Annotated in this window: 11 protein-coding genes; 3 read left to right on the top strand and 8 right to left on the bottom strand. The window is 62.1% G+C overall.

All coding sequences use genetic code 11. From position 1 onward, the window contains the following. Positions 1 to 86: 86 nt before the first annotated feature. The 6 genes from RIN49_RS18130 to RIN49_RS18105 all read right to left on the bottom strand — a co-directional run bounded on the left by RIN49_RS18130 (position 87) and on the right by RIN49_RS18105 (position 13,229). Positions 87 to 2,621: a CBM96 family carbohydrate-binding protein gene (locus tag RIN49_RS18130; RefSeq protein ID WP_309121567.1), complete on the bottom strand. Its 2,535-nt coding sequence runs from the start codon at positions 2,619 to 2,621 to the stop codon at positions 87 to 89. Continuing rightward, the gene (locus RIN49_RS18125; RefSeq protein ID WP_309121566.1) at positions 2,618 to 4,690 is read right to left on the bottom strand and encodes a cohesin domain-containing protein; all 2,073 of its coding nucleotides are present in this window, start codon (positions 4,688 to 4,690) and stop codon (positions 2,618 to 2,620) included. Before RIN49_RS18125 ends, RIN49_RS18130 begins: the two co-directional genes overlap by 4 nt. After that, the gene (locus RIN49_RS18120) at positions 4,687 to 5,913 is read right to left on the bottom strand and encodes a polysaccharide pyruvyl transferase family protein (RefSeq protein ID WP_309121565.1); all 1,227 of its coding nucleotides are present in this window, start codon (positions 5,911 to 5,913) and stop codon (positions 4,687 to 4,689) included. Before RIN49_RS18120 ends, RIN49_RS18125 begins: the two co-directional genes overlap by 4 nt. A 478-nt stretch (positions 5,914 to 6,391) precedes the next feature. Continuing rightward, a complete protein-coding gene (locus tag RIN49_RS18115) occupies positions 6,392 to 11,146 on the bottom strand; it encodes a CBM96 family carbohydrate-binding protein (protein WP_309121564.1) in 4,755 nt (1,584 codons plus the stop codon). A 242-nt stretch (positions 11,147 to 11,388) separates the two neighbouring features. Then, complete coding sequence (locus RIN49_RS18110) at positions 11,389 to 11,913, bottom strand: GNAT family N-acetyltransferase (RefSeq protein ID WP_309121563.1); 525 nt, start codon at positions 11,911 to 11,913, stop codon at positions 11,389 to 11,391. A gap of 233 nt (positions 11,914 to 12,146) precedes the next feature. After that, positions 12,147 to 13,229: a DUF3048 domain-containing protein gene (locus RIN49_RS18105; RefSeq protein ID WP_309121562.1), complete on the bottom strand. Its 1,083-nt coding sequence runs from the start codon at positions 13,227 to 13,229 to the stop codon at positions 12,147 to 12,149. A 217-nt stretch (positions 13,230 to 13,446) separates the two neighbouring features. Here RIN49_RS18105 and RIN49_RS18100 point away from each other — a divergent pair, with 217 nt between their 5' ends. Then, positions 13,447 to 13,932 carry an SRPBCC family protein gene (locus RIN49_RS18100; protein ID WP_309121561.1) on the top strand — a complete coding sequence of 162 codons (486 nt, stop codon included), beginning with the start codon at positions 13,447 to 13,449 and terminating at the stop codon, positions 13,930 to 13,932. Between the two features lie 266 nt (positions 13,933 to 14,198). Here the strand turns inward: RIN49_RS18100 and RIN49_RS18095 are convergent, their stop codons facing one another. After that, a complete protein-coding gene (locus RIN49_RS18095) occupies positions 14,199 to 14,807 on the bottom strand; it encodes an SET domain-containing protein (protein WP_309121560.1) in 609 nt (202 codons plus the stop codon). Between the two features lie 13 nt (positions 14,808 to 14,820). Next, entirely contained in the window at positions 14,821 to 15,489 is a 669-nt protein-coding gene (locus RIN49_RS18090) for an SET domain-containing protein (protein WP_309121559.1), read from the bottom strand. 133 nt (positions 15,490 to 15,622) lie between these two features. Between RIN49_RS18090 and RIN49_RS18085 the strand changes: the two genes are divergently transcribed. Further along, positions 15,623 to 16,675: a 1,9-bis(guanidino)-5-aza-nonane synthase gene (locus RIN49_RS18085; protein ID WP_309121558.1), complete on the top strand. Its 1,053-nt coding sequence runs from the start codon at positions 15,623 to 15,625 to the stop codon at positions 16,673 to 16,675. A gap of 16 nt (positions 16,676 to 16,691) precedes the next feature. Then, positions 16,692 to 18,827: an ABC transporter transmembrane domain-containing protein gene (locus RIN49_RS18080; protein WP_309121557.1), complete on the top strand. Its 2,136-nt coding sequence runs from the start codon at positions 16,692 to 16,694 to the stop codon at positions 18,825 to 18,827. Positions 18,828 to 18,861: the final 34 nt, after the last annotated feature.

The raw sequence follows: 18,861 nt of genomic DNA, 5'->3' as shown, positions 1-18,861 counted from the left end.
TAGATTCGACTGTACCCATTATGGAAAGCCGGGCGGCCCGGTGTAAATGCGCAACCTGTGCAGCGATGCGCAAATGATGACGCGCCTCAGTCGCCGCGCCCCGTCTCGGCGCGATAATGGGTCAGCAGCCGGTCTACGTCGGCCCGGTCGATCCGGCCGTCGCGGTTCAAGTCCAGCAGCGGATTGAAGTCGACGGAGCTGCTCCGGTTCCCGTACGCCGCGGCAATCAAACGGAGGTCCAATACATCGATGCGGTCGTCGCCGTTGAGATCCCCAAGCTTCAGCTCCCCCTGCGCCCCGACGTCGACATCCGCCTGTGCCACCGCCACGTCCGACGAAATCCTCTTCAGATAGGCGGCCTTCGTAAACACAAGGTCGTACGTGCCGGGCGGGACGGCATACAGCGCGAAGTTCCCGGCTCCGTCCGTGACCGCTCGTTTCCCCTCGCGGCCGTCGTTCGACAGTCGTACGACGATGCCGCTGTGCTCGGCGGCCCCCTCCAGCGCGACGCGGCCGAAGACGGCGGTCGCGTACCGCTCCGTCCGCATCGCGACGGCTTCCGACATGGGGGATTCGTAACGCCCCCGCTTCGCCTTCAAACGGTAATAGTACATGACGTCCAACGCTAGGCCCGCGTCTTCGAACGCGGTCTCGGCGACCTCGGCGACAAGCGCATAACCGTCCTCAGGCTGAAGCGATCTGTACAGCTCATAAGACGTTGCGTGAGGCACCGCCTCCCAAGCCAACGCCAACGCATTCCCTTTGTTCAACGTCTCGGTCAACCCCGTCGGAGCCGCCAGCTCCAGAGGCGGGGTCGACGCTCGCACCGGTTCTCCGGACAACGCGTCGCCTCCGGGACCGATGGCGTCGACGCGGTATTCGTAGCTCGTCCCGAATTCCACGCTCGCATCGTTCGCGTACACCGTCCCGTTTTCGACATAGGTCCCTGCATTCAGCGGGGCGAACTGCGCTTCCCCCTCCGCCTTCCGGTACACTCGGTATTTCGCCGCGCCTAGAACTACGGGCCAGCCGAGCGTTACGTTCGTCCCGGTCGCCTCGAGCACCGTAGGCGCCGGCGGCTCGAGCGGCGGCACGCTTTCCGGAATGACGTAATCGATCGTCAGTCCAGGCCCGCTCGGGCTTTCCTTCGTGCCGAAGTACGCGTAGCCCTGCGACCGCTGCGCATCCAAGCCGCCCAGCAGCATGATCGTCAGCTCCCGCTCGTGGTTGGCGAAGCGCTGCCGGATATAAGGCGTGACGTCGACCTCGCGCCAAGCGTTCGTCGGGACGCCCGCGAGCGCGTTCACGCTGCCGATCAGCTCCTTCCCTTCCTCGCTCGGCACGTCGAACGCGGTAATGTCCGCTTCGCTCCATGCGTTGTCTCGGATCGCGTACAGCCCGACCATCGAGCCCCCGCTCTGGACATCCCTCAAGTACAGCTTGAGCGTCGCTTTCCGAACGTCCGTCACCCCGACCAGCGATCCCAGGTCGAATTTCACGTAGCCGACCCGCTTCCAGAACGCGGCATTGTGACGTACGATCATCTCTTGTCGGTTCCCGAAATTTAAGTACGCGTTCTCGTTCGCCTGATTGATGTATGCATCGTCCGTCGGCGCGAACGACGCCGACGTCTCGTCGCCCGGTCCGAGGAACGGCGGCACGGTCACGATCAAGACGTCGCTCTCCGCGGAGGAGCCGTCCTCGGCATAGGCCGTTACCTTGTAGCCGTAAACCCGGTTCGGCTGCACCGTCGCATCGTCGAAGTACACCCCGTCCTCCATCGAGCGCAAGGCGCCGTCGAGGGCGGCGAACGCGCCTTCCTCATAGACGGCTCGACTGACTGTGTAATGCGCCGCACGGGCGGCGGCCGGCCACTTGAGCGTAACCGTCGGAGGCGACGGTTCGATCCCCGCCAATACGACCGTCGGCTTCGCCGGGGGCCCGCCGGCCGTCCCGCCCTCCGAATAGACGGCCTCGATCGTCGGCCGATTCGCCGATTTGGACGATCCGTAATAGGCGAATCCCTGACCCGCCGTAGCCGACGACTCGGCGTAGGAGAAGTTCTTCAGCATCACCGTCGCGGCCGTCGCTCCGTCTTGAAGCCGCTCGTTCAAGTACGCCGCAATATCGTATTCGATCCAGGCGCCCACGGCGTTCGTGCCGGACGTATTGAACGGGTATCGCCCAAGCAGCGTCCGCCCCTCCTCGCTCGGCCTGCGGAACGTGCCGTCCTCGTTCGTCAGATGCACCGTGTCGTCCGACCAATCGTTATCTGTCAAGCCGAACACGCCCACGTCGCCCATGCCCTCGGTGCGGATCAAGTACACCTTGAAGGTTGCTTGTTCTACCTCCATCCCCGCCAGATCGGCCAGATCGAATTTCAAATAAGAAACCCGTTCGTACCCGCCGCCGTTATATCGGGACACCAAGGTCGGACTTGCGGATTGATTGCTGTCGCGATAAGCGAACGTATCCTCGGTCGGGGCGAACGCCGCCGTCAGACGTTCCGCGGCTTCCGTCCGGGCAGGAGCATTAGACAATAAACTTCCTAGTAGGAAAAGGATCGCGAGCCCGCTGTGCAGCCAACGGGATCTCGATCGCATCGTCGCGCTTCGGTTCAATGCGGCTCCCCCCTTTCGTTCGCGGCCGGCGGCGTTCGCCGGAACTCCGGCGCGAACAGCCGATTCCCGGCGTCGACGAACCGAAGTTCCTCGAGGACGATGCCGAGATCCTTCTTCTCCTGCAGCAGCTCGAACTCGACCTGATACAGCCTCGTCTTCGTATCGCTGAACGTCGTCGTATATCCTGTCGAGACGCCGGAGAAGCGGATCGTTCCGCTCGCCTCGTCCGCCTCGTCGATCGCGACGATATCGAGGCCGGGCATGAGATTCCTTACGCTGCTTTCGCCGTTCTCGGCGACGAGCTTCAGGACCGCCGGATCGTAACGCAGCGTCAGCTCCATACCCGCCGCCTGCCGCACTTCGTCCGCTTCGACGACGGCGGCGAATCGCTCGCCGACCTTCAGCGAGGCGGGATGGCCGACGGGCACCTTCGCGTCGGAGCCGCGATACAATCGGACGTCCGCGTTATACGCGTGGCCGGGTTCATTTTCGAACATAGCCTTGTATAGTCCTATCAGATAGTCGTAGCCGATCCGCGGCGCGTTGTAGGCGCGAATGACCGGAAACTCCCGCTCGGCGATCGCTTTATCGTCTTCGGTGGCCACGCGGTCGTACTCGACGTCGTAATATCTCCATTCGCCGGCTGTCGTATCGGTCACTAGCTTCCTGTAGTCGTAGGAAAAGTACCCGTGCGTCCCCTTGTAGACGATATCCGTCATCCCGACGCGAATTCTTCGCTCCACTTCTTCCACTTCCTCCGGCTTCGACTGCAACGGCCACAAATCCGGATCGTTCCGGCTGAGCGCCTTCAGTACGAAGGACGTCGGCAGCATCGGCAGCAAGCCTTCGAGCACGTAATTGTGGTTGCTTCGCTCGCCGTTGCTTCCCGCATCGTACTCGAACGCCATGCCGATCTCGCCCCGGTTCGGCAGCCGCTCCCGCGCGTCCGGATCGACGACTCGGCCGATCAGCTTCCGCTCCAAGCGATTCGGATCGCCCCAGGTCGCCCCGCCGGCGTACGGAATCGGTTCCCCGGCGTCCATCTCTACCTCCCCGACCGGATGCTGGAAGAAAAACTTCGCCGTCTCCCGAAACATCGGCCAGGATTCGTAAGGCGTAATAATTCTCTGATCCAAGGGAATGGTTCCCCGATCCTTAACCTGCTGCCAATCCTGGATCGGATGGCTCGCGCCGTACACGTAGCCGGGCTCGGTATGGAAGCGCTCGTCGAACGTCGTCGTGTCGATGCCGAGATAGAAGTCCTTCACTTGCCCATAGCTCCATTGATCGTAGATGTTCCATAACCCGTTCGCATGCAGCTCCGTCAAGAACGCCTCGTACGCCGCTTCGTCGGGAATCGTGGTCGTCAGCACCTCGTTCACCGACTCAAGGGAGCCGTGATAAAGCAGCGCGAGCTGATACACCGCGTTGTAGCTCTCCCAATGGTTCGGGTTGGAATAGATGCCCCCCGCCTGCCCGGTCGCGTGCGTCTTGGCGTCGTTCGCCGGATTCATAATAAAGTTGGACGAAATGAGCTGCGCCTTCATCATCAGCTCGATCCGCCGTTTGGCGTCGTCGGGAATCGCGTCCCACACCTCGGGCATATGCTTCGCGAGCACGATCGTTTGATAGGCGGCCGCATAATGCCAATTCGCCGTGATGCCGCCCGCGCTAGGCGGTTCGTTCCTCGCCCCTGGCTTTACCAAAAACTCGATCCGCTTGCGGACCTCGTCCGTAACGTTGTACTCGAGAATCGTCTCGTTCGGATAATAGTAGGCATAGAACAACAGGTACAACAGCGCCGCGTTCGCGTCGTACGTTTCGACGTAGCCGCCGTCGAATGGATAGTTCGGCTCCGTCGGCGGCGTCATGAATTTATATTTTAAGTAAGGCTCTTGAAGCGCCGACAGCAACAGGTGCTGATCGAATACGGGAAGCGCTTGTTTCTGCTCCGCGGCGGGAGGCGCCGGGTTGGCCTCGGCGGCCGGGTTTTGCGGCGCCGGGAGGATCGCCGCAGCCAGCAAGGCGAGCGCCGCGGCTCCTTTCACTGTTTTCGTCCATGCACTCATCCGGCCTCCTCCTTCCCCGCTTGCGAGACGCTCGCGTGAACGGCCGCCCTTAGCGTCTCCATCATGACCCGCTGCCGCTCCCGTACGTAGACGAGCGCTTCCGCCGCCCGCGCCTTCGCGCGTTCCGGATGCCGGGCCATCTCGAGCACCGTAGGCACGATCCGCCGCACCTCGTCTTCGTTGTCCAGATCGAAGAGCCAGTCGCGGAGGCCGATGTCGCTCCACATCCAGCCCTTCACGGTTTGCTCGGCCCACCGGCATACGATCGCCGGCACTCCATGCGCGACGCATAAAATCGGGGAATGCATCTCGTTCCCGAACAGCCCGGCGGAACGGACGTATACGCTGATCGCCTCGTCGGTCAACCAGAAGTTCGGCCGCCAGACGACCTGCGAGCGCACATCCTCGGGGAGCTTGTCGTACAGCATCTCTTTCCCGACCGCGACCTCTGTCATGTCCTCCGGGCAGATCAGCACCTTGCGCCCCGTCTCCCGGACGACGGCTAGAATCGCTTCGCGCAGCTGCGCGTGATCATGCTCCTTCATCGCTTCGTTACGCGCGTGCTTCGAGGTGTCGAAGGGGGAATTCCGGATCGTCCAATACGGCGTATACCGCAGCTTCGGAATGCAGCAGAGGAATTCGCCCGGGACAAGGCCGTTCGCCTGCAAGAATCGGTCCGCCCTCTCGTCGTCCCGCACGTCGCACGAGAACGCCGCGTCGGGACCGAATGCCATGGTCGGACAAGCCACCCCCGCGGCCTTCGCCCGCTCGAGCGATACCGTGTCGCGGAAGTAGACGAACTCCGCCTCGCTCAGCAGCTCCGTCACGGCCGGGTCGTCGTTGTACGAAATGCCGAACACGCCGTATGGCTTCCCCGTCCGCTTGCGGAACGCGGCGACATCGTCGCTCGCCACAAGCCAAGGGCCGGAACCGTGCAGCAAGAAGTCGCAGCCGTCGATCGCTTCCTCGAGCTCCGGTCCTTCGACTCGCCCGTCTTCGCCGATCCTCCCCTTGACGATCCGAAGCTGCGGAAACCGCCGATGCTCCATCGCGGCCACCTCGTCGGTCAGGTCGTCCGACGCCCAGAGGATGACCTCCGCCTCGGGAAAGTGCCGTTCGATCAAAGCCAACGCGCCCGGCGTATGCGCGATGTCCCCGATGTTCACGACTTGCCACGAAGATCGCAGCAGGATGATCGGAGCGCGCTCCAGTCGGCTGTTCATTGCTTCATTCCCCCGTTCTAATGAAATCATAGTCGCTCCATGCGTTTTCGCCCTTCACTATACCGCAGCGACGCCAGCCCGTAGATGTGCAATGACGACGCCGATTCGCAATGGATGACATTCCGCGATGCGCAATCGATGCAAGCATGCGCAAGAGAAGAGAATCGCGGAGGCGAAACTTGTTATTGCGGCATCTTCCGCCATTGCGTGCCCGAAATAGGGAACACCAACGTTCCCTATTTGCGCTCCCTCCCCCGCATTTTCCCGAATAGGGAACATAAAATTTCTCTATTCCGCTCGGAAGCGCCGTTTCGTACCGTTTCTACCGCGAATAAGGAACTTTCGTGTTCCCTATTCGGGTCTTTGTGCGGAGTTCGTTAAAAATAAGGAAATTTCGTGTTCCCTAATGGCTAACGAAAGCTATAACGAAGGCGAGGATCATCCCCCCGGATGACCCTCGCCGATTCGCTATCCCTGTTTACGCGCCTTGCAGCTGCGACGCCCAGAACGCCAACGTCTCCGCTTGAGACGCCGTCAGCTTGACGCCGCTCAGCGCGGCGAGTTGATCCTTATACGCCTGCAGTAAGGCGTCGGCTTCCTCGGCGTCGCCCCGCGCGATCGCCGCTCCGGCGTTCCCCAGCTTCTTCGTCAGCGCCTCGGCGATGCCGCCCGCGCCCGGCGCGCCCATCGCCGCGACGAATCGCTCGGTGAGCGCGACAAGTCCGTCCGTCGTCGCGGCGACGACGAACGCCGTCTCGACCGTCCGCGTATGGCCGGCCGCGTCCGTCGCTTCCGCCGCCGCCGTATGCTCGCCCGGCGAGAGCTCGTAAGCCTCGGCTTCGACGAGCGGGGACGCGCAGGACGATACCGCGACGCCGGACAGCTCGTCGGACGCTTCGCAGACGATCCGCACGAATGCGTCGATCGTCGCGACAGGCATGCCGCCGGCGTCCCCGGGGACGATCCCGTACGTCGACACCGTCACCGTCGGCGCCTCCGTATCGACCATCACCCGCACGGCGCCCGCCGCCTCCCCGCCGACGGCGCGGTACTCGACGTCGTACACGCCGTCCGCGAAGAGGATCGGATCGGTATACGGCGCGAAGCCGTCCGTCGGCGGCGTCGAGCCGTCCGTCGACTGCACCGCCTCGATCCGCGCTTCCGCCGCGTCCGGCGGCAGCAACGTCAACGTGACCGGACTTGCGTACCAGCCTTCCCGGCCGTCGGGCGCTTCCGGACTCCAGACGGCTTCGACCGTTGCGCTCGGCGTCAGCACGAGGTAGGGACCGTAGGTCGCGTGTTCGCGGCTCCGCACGCTTACCGCGTACCGGTTCCCGGCCGGGGCGACGTGCCGCAGCGCGACATCCAGTCGGCCGCCTTCAGCCGCTTCGACGGCTTCGACCGGCAGCTCGATCGCGCGCCATTGGAAGACGTCGTCGATGCCGACGGACGCCAGCTTCTCCAAGACCGTCGGCCGGGTGTTCCATGTGACGGTATGCTCCTGCCACTCGCCCGCCAAAGCGTGAACGTCGATCGCGTGACCCGACGCCCCCGCGCCGGTCCCTTGATCCGAGACCGAAGCGTAAATATATAGCGTCGCCGCTTCCAGCGGACCGTCGATCGCGCCGACGTCGATCGCGAGATACGCCTCCCGGTAAAAGTCGGCGTTCGCATCCTGCTTGAGCGTCATGCCGGACGACGTCCCGTATCGGTCGTCGCCGTACGACCCGCCGCGGACGAACGCATCCGCGACGGGCAGCCTCGTGTTCGGGTCGACGACCTGCACCGTCAGCCGGTCGTATTTCAAGCGACGGTCCGCGGATTCGACGACGACGTACAACGTCGCTTCGCCGGCGCCGACGAACGTAAGCTCGCCGTCAACGCCGACGGCCGCCACCGATGCGTCGCTGCTGCCGTAACGCACCTGCGCCTGCGCCAGATCGGCTTCGCCGCCGTCCGACAGGATGCCGCTTACCCCGAGCCGTCCGGTCTCGCCGACCGCAGAGCGTTCGTATTCGGCCGTCAACTCGACGCGTTCCAGCACGGGCGCCCTCGTCTCGAACGCCGGCCAGACGCCGGCCTCCGTATGAAGGCGCGCTTCCGTGATACTCATCCATTGGTTGGAGCTGTTGCCGTATCCGACGATGCGGACATAGCGGGCTTCGACGGCCGGAAACGCATGAGCCTCGAGCTCCAGCAACGTGCCGTTGCTCGACCCGGCGTACGCTTCCGTCCACGTCTCCCCGTCCTCCGACGCAAGTATGGTAAAGGCGAAGCTCCTGACGTCGCCCTGGTACCACGCAAGCGATACGCCGTCGATCGACGTCGATTCGCCAAGATCGTACTGCACCCATTGCCCGTAGCCCTGCGCGGAGAAGAACGTCGTCAAGTCGTCGTCGATCGTATGCTCCGGCGGGAACGTCCCCTGAATGCTGGCCGTAACGACCGGCCCCTCTTCCGAAGAAGCTTCCCTCTGAAAATGCACCTCGTACCTCGTCGTCGGCCCCCCGGCACGAGAGACGAGGATCGTCGCCGCGCCGTCCGGCGTAGACGCTTGCTCGACGTCGACCGTATCCGTCGGCGTCACGGCGGTCGCGGTCACCGTCGGCGCCGCCGTTGCCCCCGCGGCAAGCGGAACGTCGTACGTGAACGCCCCCGGCGCGAACGCGGCGAGCGGAACGCCGCCGAGCGCGATGTCGCTAAGCGTCGGCACGGCGTCATGCGCGACGTCCCAGGCGGAGAGCGGCGTCACGTCCGCCGCTTCCGCGGCGGGCCCCCCGTCGCGCAGCGGGGTGAACTGGACCGCCAACCGAAGGTCCGTCACGCCTTCCAGATGGATCGCCAGCTTCCGTACGCTGTTGTTCGGCGATTGCTGCGGATCGGGCGATGTCCACAGCGGTTCCGCATCCATAATCGTAAACGCCGCCCCGGCGGCAGGGGACACGATCCGAGCCAGCATCCGCTCTCCCCCGATCGTTAAGATCGCGCTCCGCCCGTCCGCCCCCGCCTCGATGGCGGCCGGCGTATGCATGAACCACCAGACGTCCGCCGGCTCGTCGGCTTGCAGCTCGTCTTGAACGAGCACCTGACGCCGATGGTCGAACAGCGAGATGCCCCGCTGCCAGGACGTCGCGCCGACATGCGCGTACGCCTCGGACAGCTCGGCGACCGCGAACGCCTCGGTCGGTCCGCTTTCGAACCGGACGATCTCCCCGGTCGCGCGCGGGTCTTGATCGTCGCCGGCCCCCGGATTGACGACCAGCGTGTTCTGCCCCTCCGCGCGCTTGCGGTAATACGTCCAGCGTTGCCCGTTCGGGCCTGCGCTCCAATACCCCGGCGAACCGTAGTCCTCCGAACCGAGCTCCGACGCCCAGCGCGCGCCCAGCGCGTCGAGCACGAACGTCCCGAGATCGAGATCCCCGTGGTTGAACGCATTGTCGCCGGCCTTCCATCCGACGTACAACGCATCGGATGCGTCCCACGCGCTGCGGAACGACGCCGCTTCGGACCGCCGGAATCGCTTATCCAAGGACAAGCCGGCTTCCCGCGGGTCGAGGGCCGCGCCGGGTTCGTACCAGAGCAGCTGCGTCGGCGAAGCGCTCGCGCTGCCTTCCCCCCACCAAGCGTACTCCGGCCGGCCGTACGTCTCTGCGAACCAGAACATCTCCGCCGGACGCTGAGCGCTCGCGGAAGCGTCGTAGTAGTTGAAGGTTAGTCCGGACGGACCCGTCATATAGATCGGGAACGAGCCCGTATCCGCCAGACCCGGCGTCTCCGCCAAGCCGAACGTCTCGCCGACGGCTGTCTGCAAGGAAGCCAAATACGGCACGAAATACCGGTTAGCGTACGCCCAGTACGTGACCCCTTCCGGATACGCGCCGTCCGGCGCGTATTCGCCGAGCGCCCGCGGGATCGAGGCGAGTCCGGCCTGCAAAATCGCCTCCGCCAGCTCCGGCTCTTCGTCGCCGATCGCCAGCGCGCCGATGGCGAGTCCGCTGTTGCACACCAGATTCCAGTTGTTCGTCGTCGACACCCACCACGCCCCGGATCGGTAGGCGTTCAGACCCGGCGTCAAGCCCAGCCGGACGATCGCGTCGCGAATCGCGTCCTTCCGCTCCGGCGACCAGTAGTCGTACGCCCAGTCGTAACCGATCGCGAACGCGTGCGTCATCTCGGCCGCGCTGAGGAAGCTTTCCGGGTTCCAGTCCGGGAAGGCGGCCGCCGCCTCCAGCTCCGTCCACAGCCGCTCCGCGTACTTCGCGTCGCCTTCGATCCGGTACGCGAGCGCCAACGCATAGCTCCGGCTTAACACTTGGCGGCTCACGTTCAGCAGCGTGCGGCCGTCCGGGAAGCCGTATTCCGACGGCGGCTCGGCGAGGAAGCGTTCCGCCTCCGCTCGAATCTTCCCGTACCATTCGGCGGAACGCGGGTCGGCGCCGATCCGCGCCGCGAGCGCGGCGAAGTCGTCCGCCGTCGCCATCAGACGCGGATGGGCGGGTGACAGCTTGCGGACGATCGCGCTCGCTTCCGCCTCCGTCATCGCGCCCGTAATGACGACGTTGTCCAAATACAGCCGCTCTCCCGGCTGCACGCTGGTCGTAAATCGAAGCATTATCGGCTTCGACAGATCGATGTCGGCGTGCAGCGGGACGTCGCTTTGGATCGCATAGCCGTTCAGGTAAGACGTGAACGTCCGCCCCGCCGCATCGATCTCGATCTTCGCGTCGACGTACGCATTCCTGTCAAAAACAGCCCCTTCCGGCGGGGTCGGCACCAAGCCGTTGCCGTCGAGCAGCAGCAGCCGGGTCACGGGCGGCGACTGCCCTTCGCCGCGCAGCTCCAGCATGAATCGATGACCCAGCGTCTTCATCTGGAATTCGACGGTCAACGTCTCCCGGCCCGCGACATCGATGCGCTTCTCGACCCGCGGTCCGCCGCCGCCCGTCGCCGTCTCGACCCGCGCGTATTCCAATGCCTTGCCGCCGTTGTCTTCGACGACCGTCAACGGCGACTCCGCGCTGCGGGCCGCAGCCGTCCACGCGTCGAATTGTTCCGCGTTCACGGTCGGCGGCGAGCCGACGGCGTCGTTTTCGAAATCGTACCGAAACAGTGCAGTAGACTCTTCCCCCGTTGCGTCCGCCGCTTCGGTCATAGACGCCCCGGTCGGCAGTAGGCCGAACGCCATGCAGACGGCCATCCAAACCGACGTCCCTCGAATGAGTGCTCTCTTCAAAGTTTTCCCTCCTTAATTAGTAACCAAGTAAATTGTAAGCACTTACAACAATGCGCGGTCGTTGACCTCTTCCGCCCCCTTTCCCGAATGGTCGTCGCAGCGTACGCGCGATATGGAGGATTATAGGGAACGCTTCTCCCCCATGTACATGTTCAAAACTCGATTCCGATGCGCAATCGATGATTTTGCCGCCGTTTTTCCCTAGTTCAGCCATCGGTGAAAAGACAAGAGCCCAGGCCTTGTTAGGCCTGGGCTCTTGCCCGCGATTCGCTTTCCGTTGAGGTTAGGCGAGCGTCGTTGCCGCCCGACTTCGGACTCCATTCCATGGAGAGATAAGGGAAGTGTTCCCGAAGCGGCTGGAAGCCAAGGCGTTGATAGAAACGCATGGCCGGGTTATACAATTCTACCTGCAGGCGGATCGGCTTTCCCGTCGGGGCAACGAGCTTCTGCAGCCCTCGAACCAGCATCGTTCCGATCCCCCTGCCCCGATAAGGCTTAATCAGGGATACATCGACGAGTTGAACCGCGTGCGCGCTCTCCGTAGTTAAGATCCTGCCGATCGGCACGTCTCCCTCCTTCACGATGTCATGCCGCGCGCCTGACTGCTTCGCATAGGTTGCTTGCTGTGTCCGAAATTCCACCCACATCAGCGTCTGCATCTCCGACTGGCTCCACCCCGAACCGGCGTATTCGGCGAGTCGGACGCTGACGAATAATTCGAAGAGGAACGCTTCGTCTTCGACTCCCGCCGGCGACAAAGATATCATGAGCTACCTTCACCTTCGCTTTCCGACCTTCGTTCGTAATCGTTCTTTGCGATAGTATATAAGAACGCACTGAACAATTTCTGAAACTATGGCGAAGATTGGAAAAAGCTCGTGCGTGGCTGGTAATAACCGCTCTTAATAAAAAATAGCCGAATATCTGCAATTCTGCAGAACATTCGGCTGAATTCGGCGCGAACTGTATTGTTGCAATTCGCGCCCCCTTCTTTTACCCTCTATGTACCCGTTCCGAACGTCACCTTCGACAAATCCGGTACGATCTGCACCCACGTCTTCCCCGGCAGCAACGGTATGTCCGTGATCGCCCCTTCCTTGTCGTACGCGCGGATGACGCCGTTCTTCAGCTCCCATACGATGTCGCGTTTCACGCCGGCTTGCAGCAGGACGCCCTTGCCCGGCCCCTGCACGTCCACTTCCCGCCGACCGACGTCGTCGACGATGCGGTGCTTCGCTTGAACGACGAGCACGTTCGTCGCGGACAACCGCGCATCCGTCTTCTTGTCGGTATGCGGTTCCCCCTTCATCAAGCGCAAGTACGTCTTCGTCGCCGCATCGTATTCGTAGCCGACCTCGTAACCTCCGATATACGGGATGTCGACGCGGTCCGCCGGCTCGCCCTTCGGCACCGCCGGCTCCCCTCCCGCTCCCGGCAGGACGAACGTCACAATCGGGTCGGTCCATTCCTCGCGGAACTTCTTTTTCTCCGCGCCCTTGCGGATAAGCTCGATGCTCGTGTATAAGTTGTGCGGCGCTTTGCGGGACTTGTCCCTCCAATAATAATCGTGATCGCCGTACACCTGGTCGAGATGGTTCAGCTTATGCTTCACCATCAAATTCATCGCCTCTTGGCTCCATCCCGCATGGACGAGGATGCCGTCGACCTCCATGCCCAGCTGGACGAAATACGGACGGATGCTGCGCACAGGCCCGATTTCCTCCGACTCCACGCTCTGATAGACGGCGATAAACCTCGTAATATCGCCTTCCGCCAACACTTCATATACGAGATCCGCTTCATGCAGACCGGTCTGAGGACGCGCGGCGGGCGAATTTTCCACCATCACGACGACGGGGCGATTCGACAGCAGTTCCTCTGCCGGGAGTCCGGTAAGCGGGTATGTATAAGGCAGGATCGGTTGTTCCGCAACGTCTTCGGAGCCCGTCGCCCCGGAGGCGTCGGAGACCGGAGTGTCTTCGATAGGGTCCTCGACAGGCGCGGCGCCGCCCGCGCAGCCCGCGAGCAACGACAAGAGCATCAGCAAGGGCAGGGGTTGTAGCTTGCGTCGTCGTACGTTCATCGTTGTTGGCTCACCTCTCAGGCAGTTGTATCCTATTATTGTAAACGAGGAGGAAGCCGTTGTAACGACTTTTATGCGAAACGGGATCGGTTCCTGTCGATTTCCGGGGAAATAACGTATCGTTGTCGGAAAATGATTCTGTATATTCCTTTACGGGAATATTCAATTTATGATACACTCGGTTCAAGAACAAAGAATTTGAACTGGAGGGAACTTGATGTCGGCATTCAACACGGAAGCCTACGTAGAACAGCAGGAAATCGTCGTGAAGCGAACGTTCCGCGCGCCTCGCGAGCTCGTGTTCGACGCGTTCACGGATCCGAACCATCTCGCGATGTGGTGGGGGCCGATCGGCTTCTCTACGACGACGAGCCGATTCGAAGCCCGGCCGAACGGTCAATGGGAATACGTGATGCACGGTCCCGACGGCACGGCGTATCCGAACCTGATCACCTATCGGGAGGTCGTTCGTCCCGAACGTCTCGTCTATTCGCATGGCGAGCCCGGGGACGAAGAACAGTTCCGCGTGACGGTGACGCTCGAGGACCGGAACGGCGACACGGCGTTATCGATGCATTCGCGGTTCCGCTCGGCCGAGCAGTTGAGGCAAGCCGTCGAAAACTACGGCGCGGTCGAAGGCGGCAAGCAGACGATCGCCCGCTTGGCGGAGCTGGTGGAGCGGCTCGCCTCTCCGAAAAACTAAAGAACGGGGCGGTCCCCAGGTCTCGAACGCCTGGACGGACCGCCCCGTTTTTCTTTGGTTCTCGGGCGGCTCGCATCGAGGGAAGTACCGCGGAGGGAAAGTCTCCCTCTTATTCCGCCAAAATCAAGGGATATCGTCATTTCCCGCTTATTATTAAGGAGTTTTTCCTGTTCAGTAAGCGAAGGACGCCTCGATCATGCCGATGAAAGGGAGAATTTCATGTCCAAGTGCAGGACGGATGTTCTCAACGCCCTGACGCTCCCGACTCAGGACGTTTCCCGCTCCCGCCGCCCCGCATAGTAGAAAGACGCGATCGAATCCAGCGGCTCGCCCCGCGTCGTAATCCCTTCGATCTTCCGGGCGAACTCCGGCTTCATCAAGTGCTTCAACGGCTGCTCTACCTCGTTGAACCGCGCGAAGGCGTCCGCCGCGAGCCGATCCCACGTTTCCGCGTATCGGAGCAGATCGTCGGGCATGACCCGGAGGCGCGAGCTCCCTTCCTCCGGCAAGCAGTCGAACGGCTCGTCGACGTTCAGCGTCCCGTAGTCGCTCGTCAGCTGCTCGCCCGCCTCGATATCCCGGGCCGCCAGCTCCAGCTCGTAAGCCGTGCCCACGCAATTGGCATCGAAGCTGTGGTTCATGTATTTTCCATAATCCCAGCACAAAATGTAGAGTCCGCGCTGGTCGCGGTACGAATATTTCAGAAAGTAGTTTCGCCGCAGATCGTCTAACGCCGATACTTCCTCCTCCGTGAAATGCCGATCCAGCTCGTCCAACGCCCACGTAATCGTCCCCTTCGGAATTCGCTTGCGCGCGAAGACGCCGAAACCGATCGTCTCGTCGACGTAGCGCAGCTCCGTATCCGGATGAAGCATCGCGATTCCTCCTCTATATGTCCGGCGGCGACGGCGCCTTCTCGGCCCGCAGCTCGCGAATGCGTACGGCGGGGTCGGGACTCGAGAACCGTCCGCGCCTGTCGTAATACGTGGCGATAACCGAGTCGATCGGCTCCCCGAGCCTTGCGATTCGATCGATCTTCTCGGCGAACCCCCGCGGAATGAGATGCCCTAGAGGCTGATTTACCTGACGAAAATAGCGGAACGCCTCCGTCGCCTGCGCATCCCATTCTTCGTAATAATGCAGCAGGTCGTCCGGCAATACGCGGGTTCGAGTCGAGCCTTCTTCCGGAAAGCAATCGAACGGCTCGTCCATGTTCAGCACCCCGTAATCGTCGCACAGCTGTTCCCCGGGCTCGATGTCCCGCGCCGCGAGCTGGATGTCGTACGCCGTGGCGACGCAGTTAGCGTTGAAGCTGTGATTAATGAATCGCCCGTGATCCCAGCACAGGATGTACAAGCCGTCCTGGTTGCGGAACGAATATTTGAGGACGATCGCCTTGCGGGCGTCGTCCAGCGCCGCCACTTCGTCTTCGCGGAACCGCTGATCCAAGCCGTCCAGCGCCCAGGTCACCGTCCCCTTCGGAATCCTCCTCGTGGCGAAGATGCCGACGCCGATCGAATCGTTAATATACCGAAGCTCCGTATCCGGATGCATCATGCTCCGATCACTCCCATTCCCCGTCTAAAGCACTATGATGTTCGATCGATTTCGACGCGTTTCTATTCTATCTTCCAAATAGTACTATCATACGATATTCTCTATTTATATCACACAGACGAGGGGCTTGCGAGTGGGAAAACACGAGTTGCTTCAGGAAGAAATCAAGCATATCGACATGAAGGCGCATAATGTCGTTGCTTATGTAGACGCCATGAAGGATATGGCGTTTCAGTCCAGGAATTTGTACGAAGCGGCGCAAATTTATGACACGATGCTTAGGGAAGAAGGCTGTTCCGTCATCCTCTGTATGGCCGGCAGCCTGTTCAGCGCCGGACTGAAGGATGTCGTCGTCGACATGATCGAGCACCGGATGGTGGATGCGATCGTATCGACGGGCGCGAACGTCGTCGATCAGGATTTTTTCGAAGCTTTAGGATTCCGGCACTATAAGGGCACGCCGTTCATAGACGACGAATACTTGCGAGCCAACAGCATCGACCGCATCTACGACACGTTCATCGACGAGAACGACTTGCGCGTGTGCGACGAGACGATTCGCCGCATCGCGGATCGGCTCGGTTCCGGCGTCCTATCCAGCCGCGAGTTCTTGCGGGAGATGGGCAAATACTTGGCGGAAGCGGAACAGGAGACGGGCGCGGCCGTACGTTCCGTCGTTAAAGCCGCATACGAGCACGACGTGCCGATCTTCGTCCCCGCCTTCTCGGATTGCTCCGCCGGCTTCGGACTCGTCGCCCATCAATTCGCGAATCCGGAGCGCCACGTCTCCATCGACAGCGTGAAGGACTTCCGCGAGCTGACGATGCTGAAGGTGAAGGCGGGAACGACCGGGCTGTTCATGATCGGCGGCGGCGTTCCGAAGAACTTCGCGCAGGATACGGTTGTCGCCGCGGAGCTGCTCGGCTACGAAGTCGAGATGCACAAGTACACCGTGCAAATTACGGTGGCGGACGAACGCGACGGCGGCTTGTCCGGGTCCACGCTGAAGGAAGCGCACAGCTGGGGGAAGGTGAACAAGGCGCGGGAACAGATGGTTTACGCCGAGGCGACGCTCGCCTTCCCGCTCGTCGCCGGGTACGCATATCATCGGGGGGCCGCCCTCGGGCGGCCGCGCAAAGCCTACGCCCGCATGTTCGAAGCGAAACACGAAGTCGGCAGCGTATAACCGCGGGGAGGTCGCTATGCTTTTCATTTTCAAGGCGTTGCCCGCCTATTTCCGTAACTACAAGAAGCCGTCCGCGATTCTTCTCTTGGCGCTGCTGGTAGAGCTCGCCTTCGAGACGCTGCTGCCGGTCAGCTTCAAAATCGTCGTCGACTCTGCAATCATACCGCAGGATTTCCAACGACTGCTTCTCATTCTCGGCGCCTTGGTCGTCGGCGCGGCGCTGGCCGCGGGGATGGGCGTCGTGCGGGACCGCACGTACGCGTTCGTCGGTCCGCGCGTTATGAAGGATATGCACGAGCGATTGTTCCGGCACATCCAAGGCATGTCGATGGAATTTTTCTCCCGGCGGGGCGCGGGGGACCTGCTCGCCCGCTTCAACTCCGACCTCGCGTCCGTGGACGCGTTCGTCATGATGCTGCCTTACGTGCTGCTCTCGTTCCTCGGCTTATTTCTGAACGTAATCGTTCTCTTCCTGCTCCAATGGCAGCTCGCGCTCGTCGCGCTCGCCGGGCTGCCGCTCTGTCTCGTCGGCCCGAAGCTGTTCGGCGCGCGCGCGTACGACGCCAATTACGAGCTGAAGGAGGAGCAGGCGGGAATCACGGGAACGATTCAGGAAAATCTCGGCGCGCAGACGGTCGTGAAGGCGTTCGGCTTGCAGGGTCGAATGAACGATCAGTTCGCCGACGCGATGGACCGATACGTACGCAAGGCGTCCCGCTCGCACTTCTTGTCCTTCTTGGTGGACCGCACGACGAACCTCGGCACGGTCGTCTTGAATTTGATCGCGATCTGCATCGGTTCGGCGCTCGCCTTCAACGGTCTGCTCTCGATCGGTTCGCTGCTCGCCTTCAGCACCATTCTGCTTACGTTAAGCAATTTGGTGGCGGCGGTCACTTGGATCGTGCCGCAGATGATGCAAGCGTCGGCCGGGATGGAACGGATTACCGAAATTTTGGACGAGCAGCCGGCCGTGACCGACGCGCCGGACGCGAAGACGCTGTCCCCGCTCTCCGACGGCATCGAGTTCCGCGGCGTCTCCTTCGGGTACGCGAAGGGACAGACGAACTTGTCGGACATCCGGTTGCAGATTCCTTACGGCTCCTACGCCGCCTTCGTCGGCTCCAGCGGCTCGGGGAAGAGCACCATCATTAATTTGCTGATGCGCTTCTACGACCCGAACGAAGGAAGCGTCCGATACGACGGCGTCGATATCGCCCGCGTTACCCAACAGTCGCTTCGAAGCCAGATCAGCATCGTGTTCCAGGACAACTTCCTGTTCAACATTTCGCTTCGCGAGAACATCCGGCTCGGCAATCCGGCGGCTTCCGACGAGGACGTCGAACGGGCGGCGCGAGCGGCGGAAATTCACGATTTCATTATGACGCTCCCTGAGCGCTATGACACGCTCGCGGGGGAACGCGGCGGCAGACTGTCCGGCGGGCAGCGCCAGCGGATCGGCATCGCGCGCGCCATGATCCGCAATCCGCGCCTCCTCATCTTGGACGAGGCGACCTCCGCGCTCGATCCGGCGACGGAAGAAGCGGTCAACAAGACGATTCTGAACCTCGCTCGAACGACGACCGTCGTCTCCATCACGCATCGCCTCGCCTCCGCGGAGCAGGCGGACCGCATCTTCGTGCTGGACAAAGGCCGGCTCGTCGAGCAAGGAACGCATGAAGCGCTGCTGGCGACACAGGGAAAATACGCCGAAGCTTGGGAGAAGCAGAGCGGCTTCTCCTTCAGCGACGACGGCATCCATGCCGTGATCCAGCCGGCGAAGCTGAAGAAGGTGCCGCTGTTCGAAGCGGCGGATCTCGCATTCTTGACGGAGATCTCACCGCTGTTCGTCACCGAGTCGTTCCCGACGGGCAAGGTCGTCATTCGGGAAGGAGATCCGGGCGATAAGTTCTACATCGTCGTCCGCGGCAAGGTCGAGGTGTCGAAGGAGATCGACGGCGCAACGAGCAAGCTGGCCGTGCTGAGCGACGGCGACTTCTTCGGCGAAGTGGCGCTTCTGCGCAACGTCGCGCGAACGGCGACGATTACGACGCTCGTCCCGACGATGTTCATTACGCTGAGCCGGGAATCGTTCCAGCATATCCTCGATAAGGAACCCGACCTGCAGCGCATCCTGCTGGAAGCGCGGGGTTAACCGCAGCGGGGCTGCCCTCCAAGTAGATTCCTAC

Source organism: Paenibacillus sp., assembly GCF_031177825.1.
Taxonomy (GTDB): domain Bacteria; phylum Bacillota; class Bacilli; order Paenibacillales; family YIM-B00363; genus Paenibacillus_AE.
The sequence above is the reverse complement of the archived record's forward strand: the minus strand, read 5'-3'. Positions and strand labels throughout refer to the sequence as shown.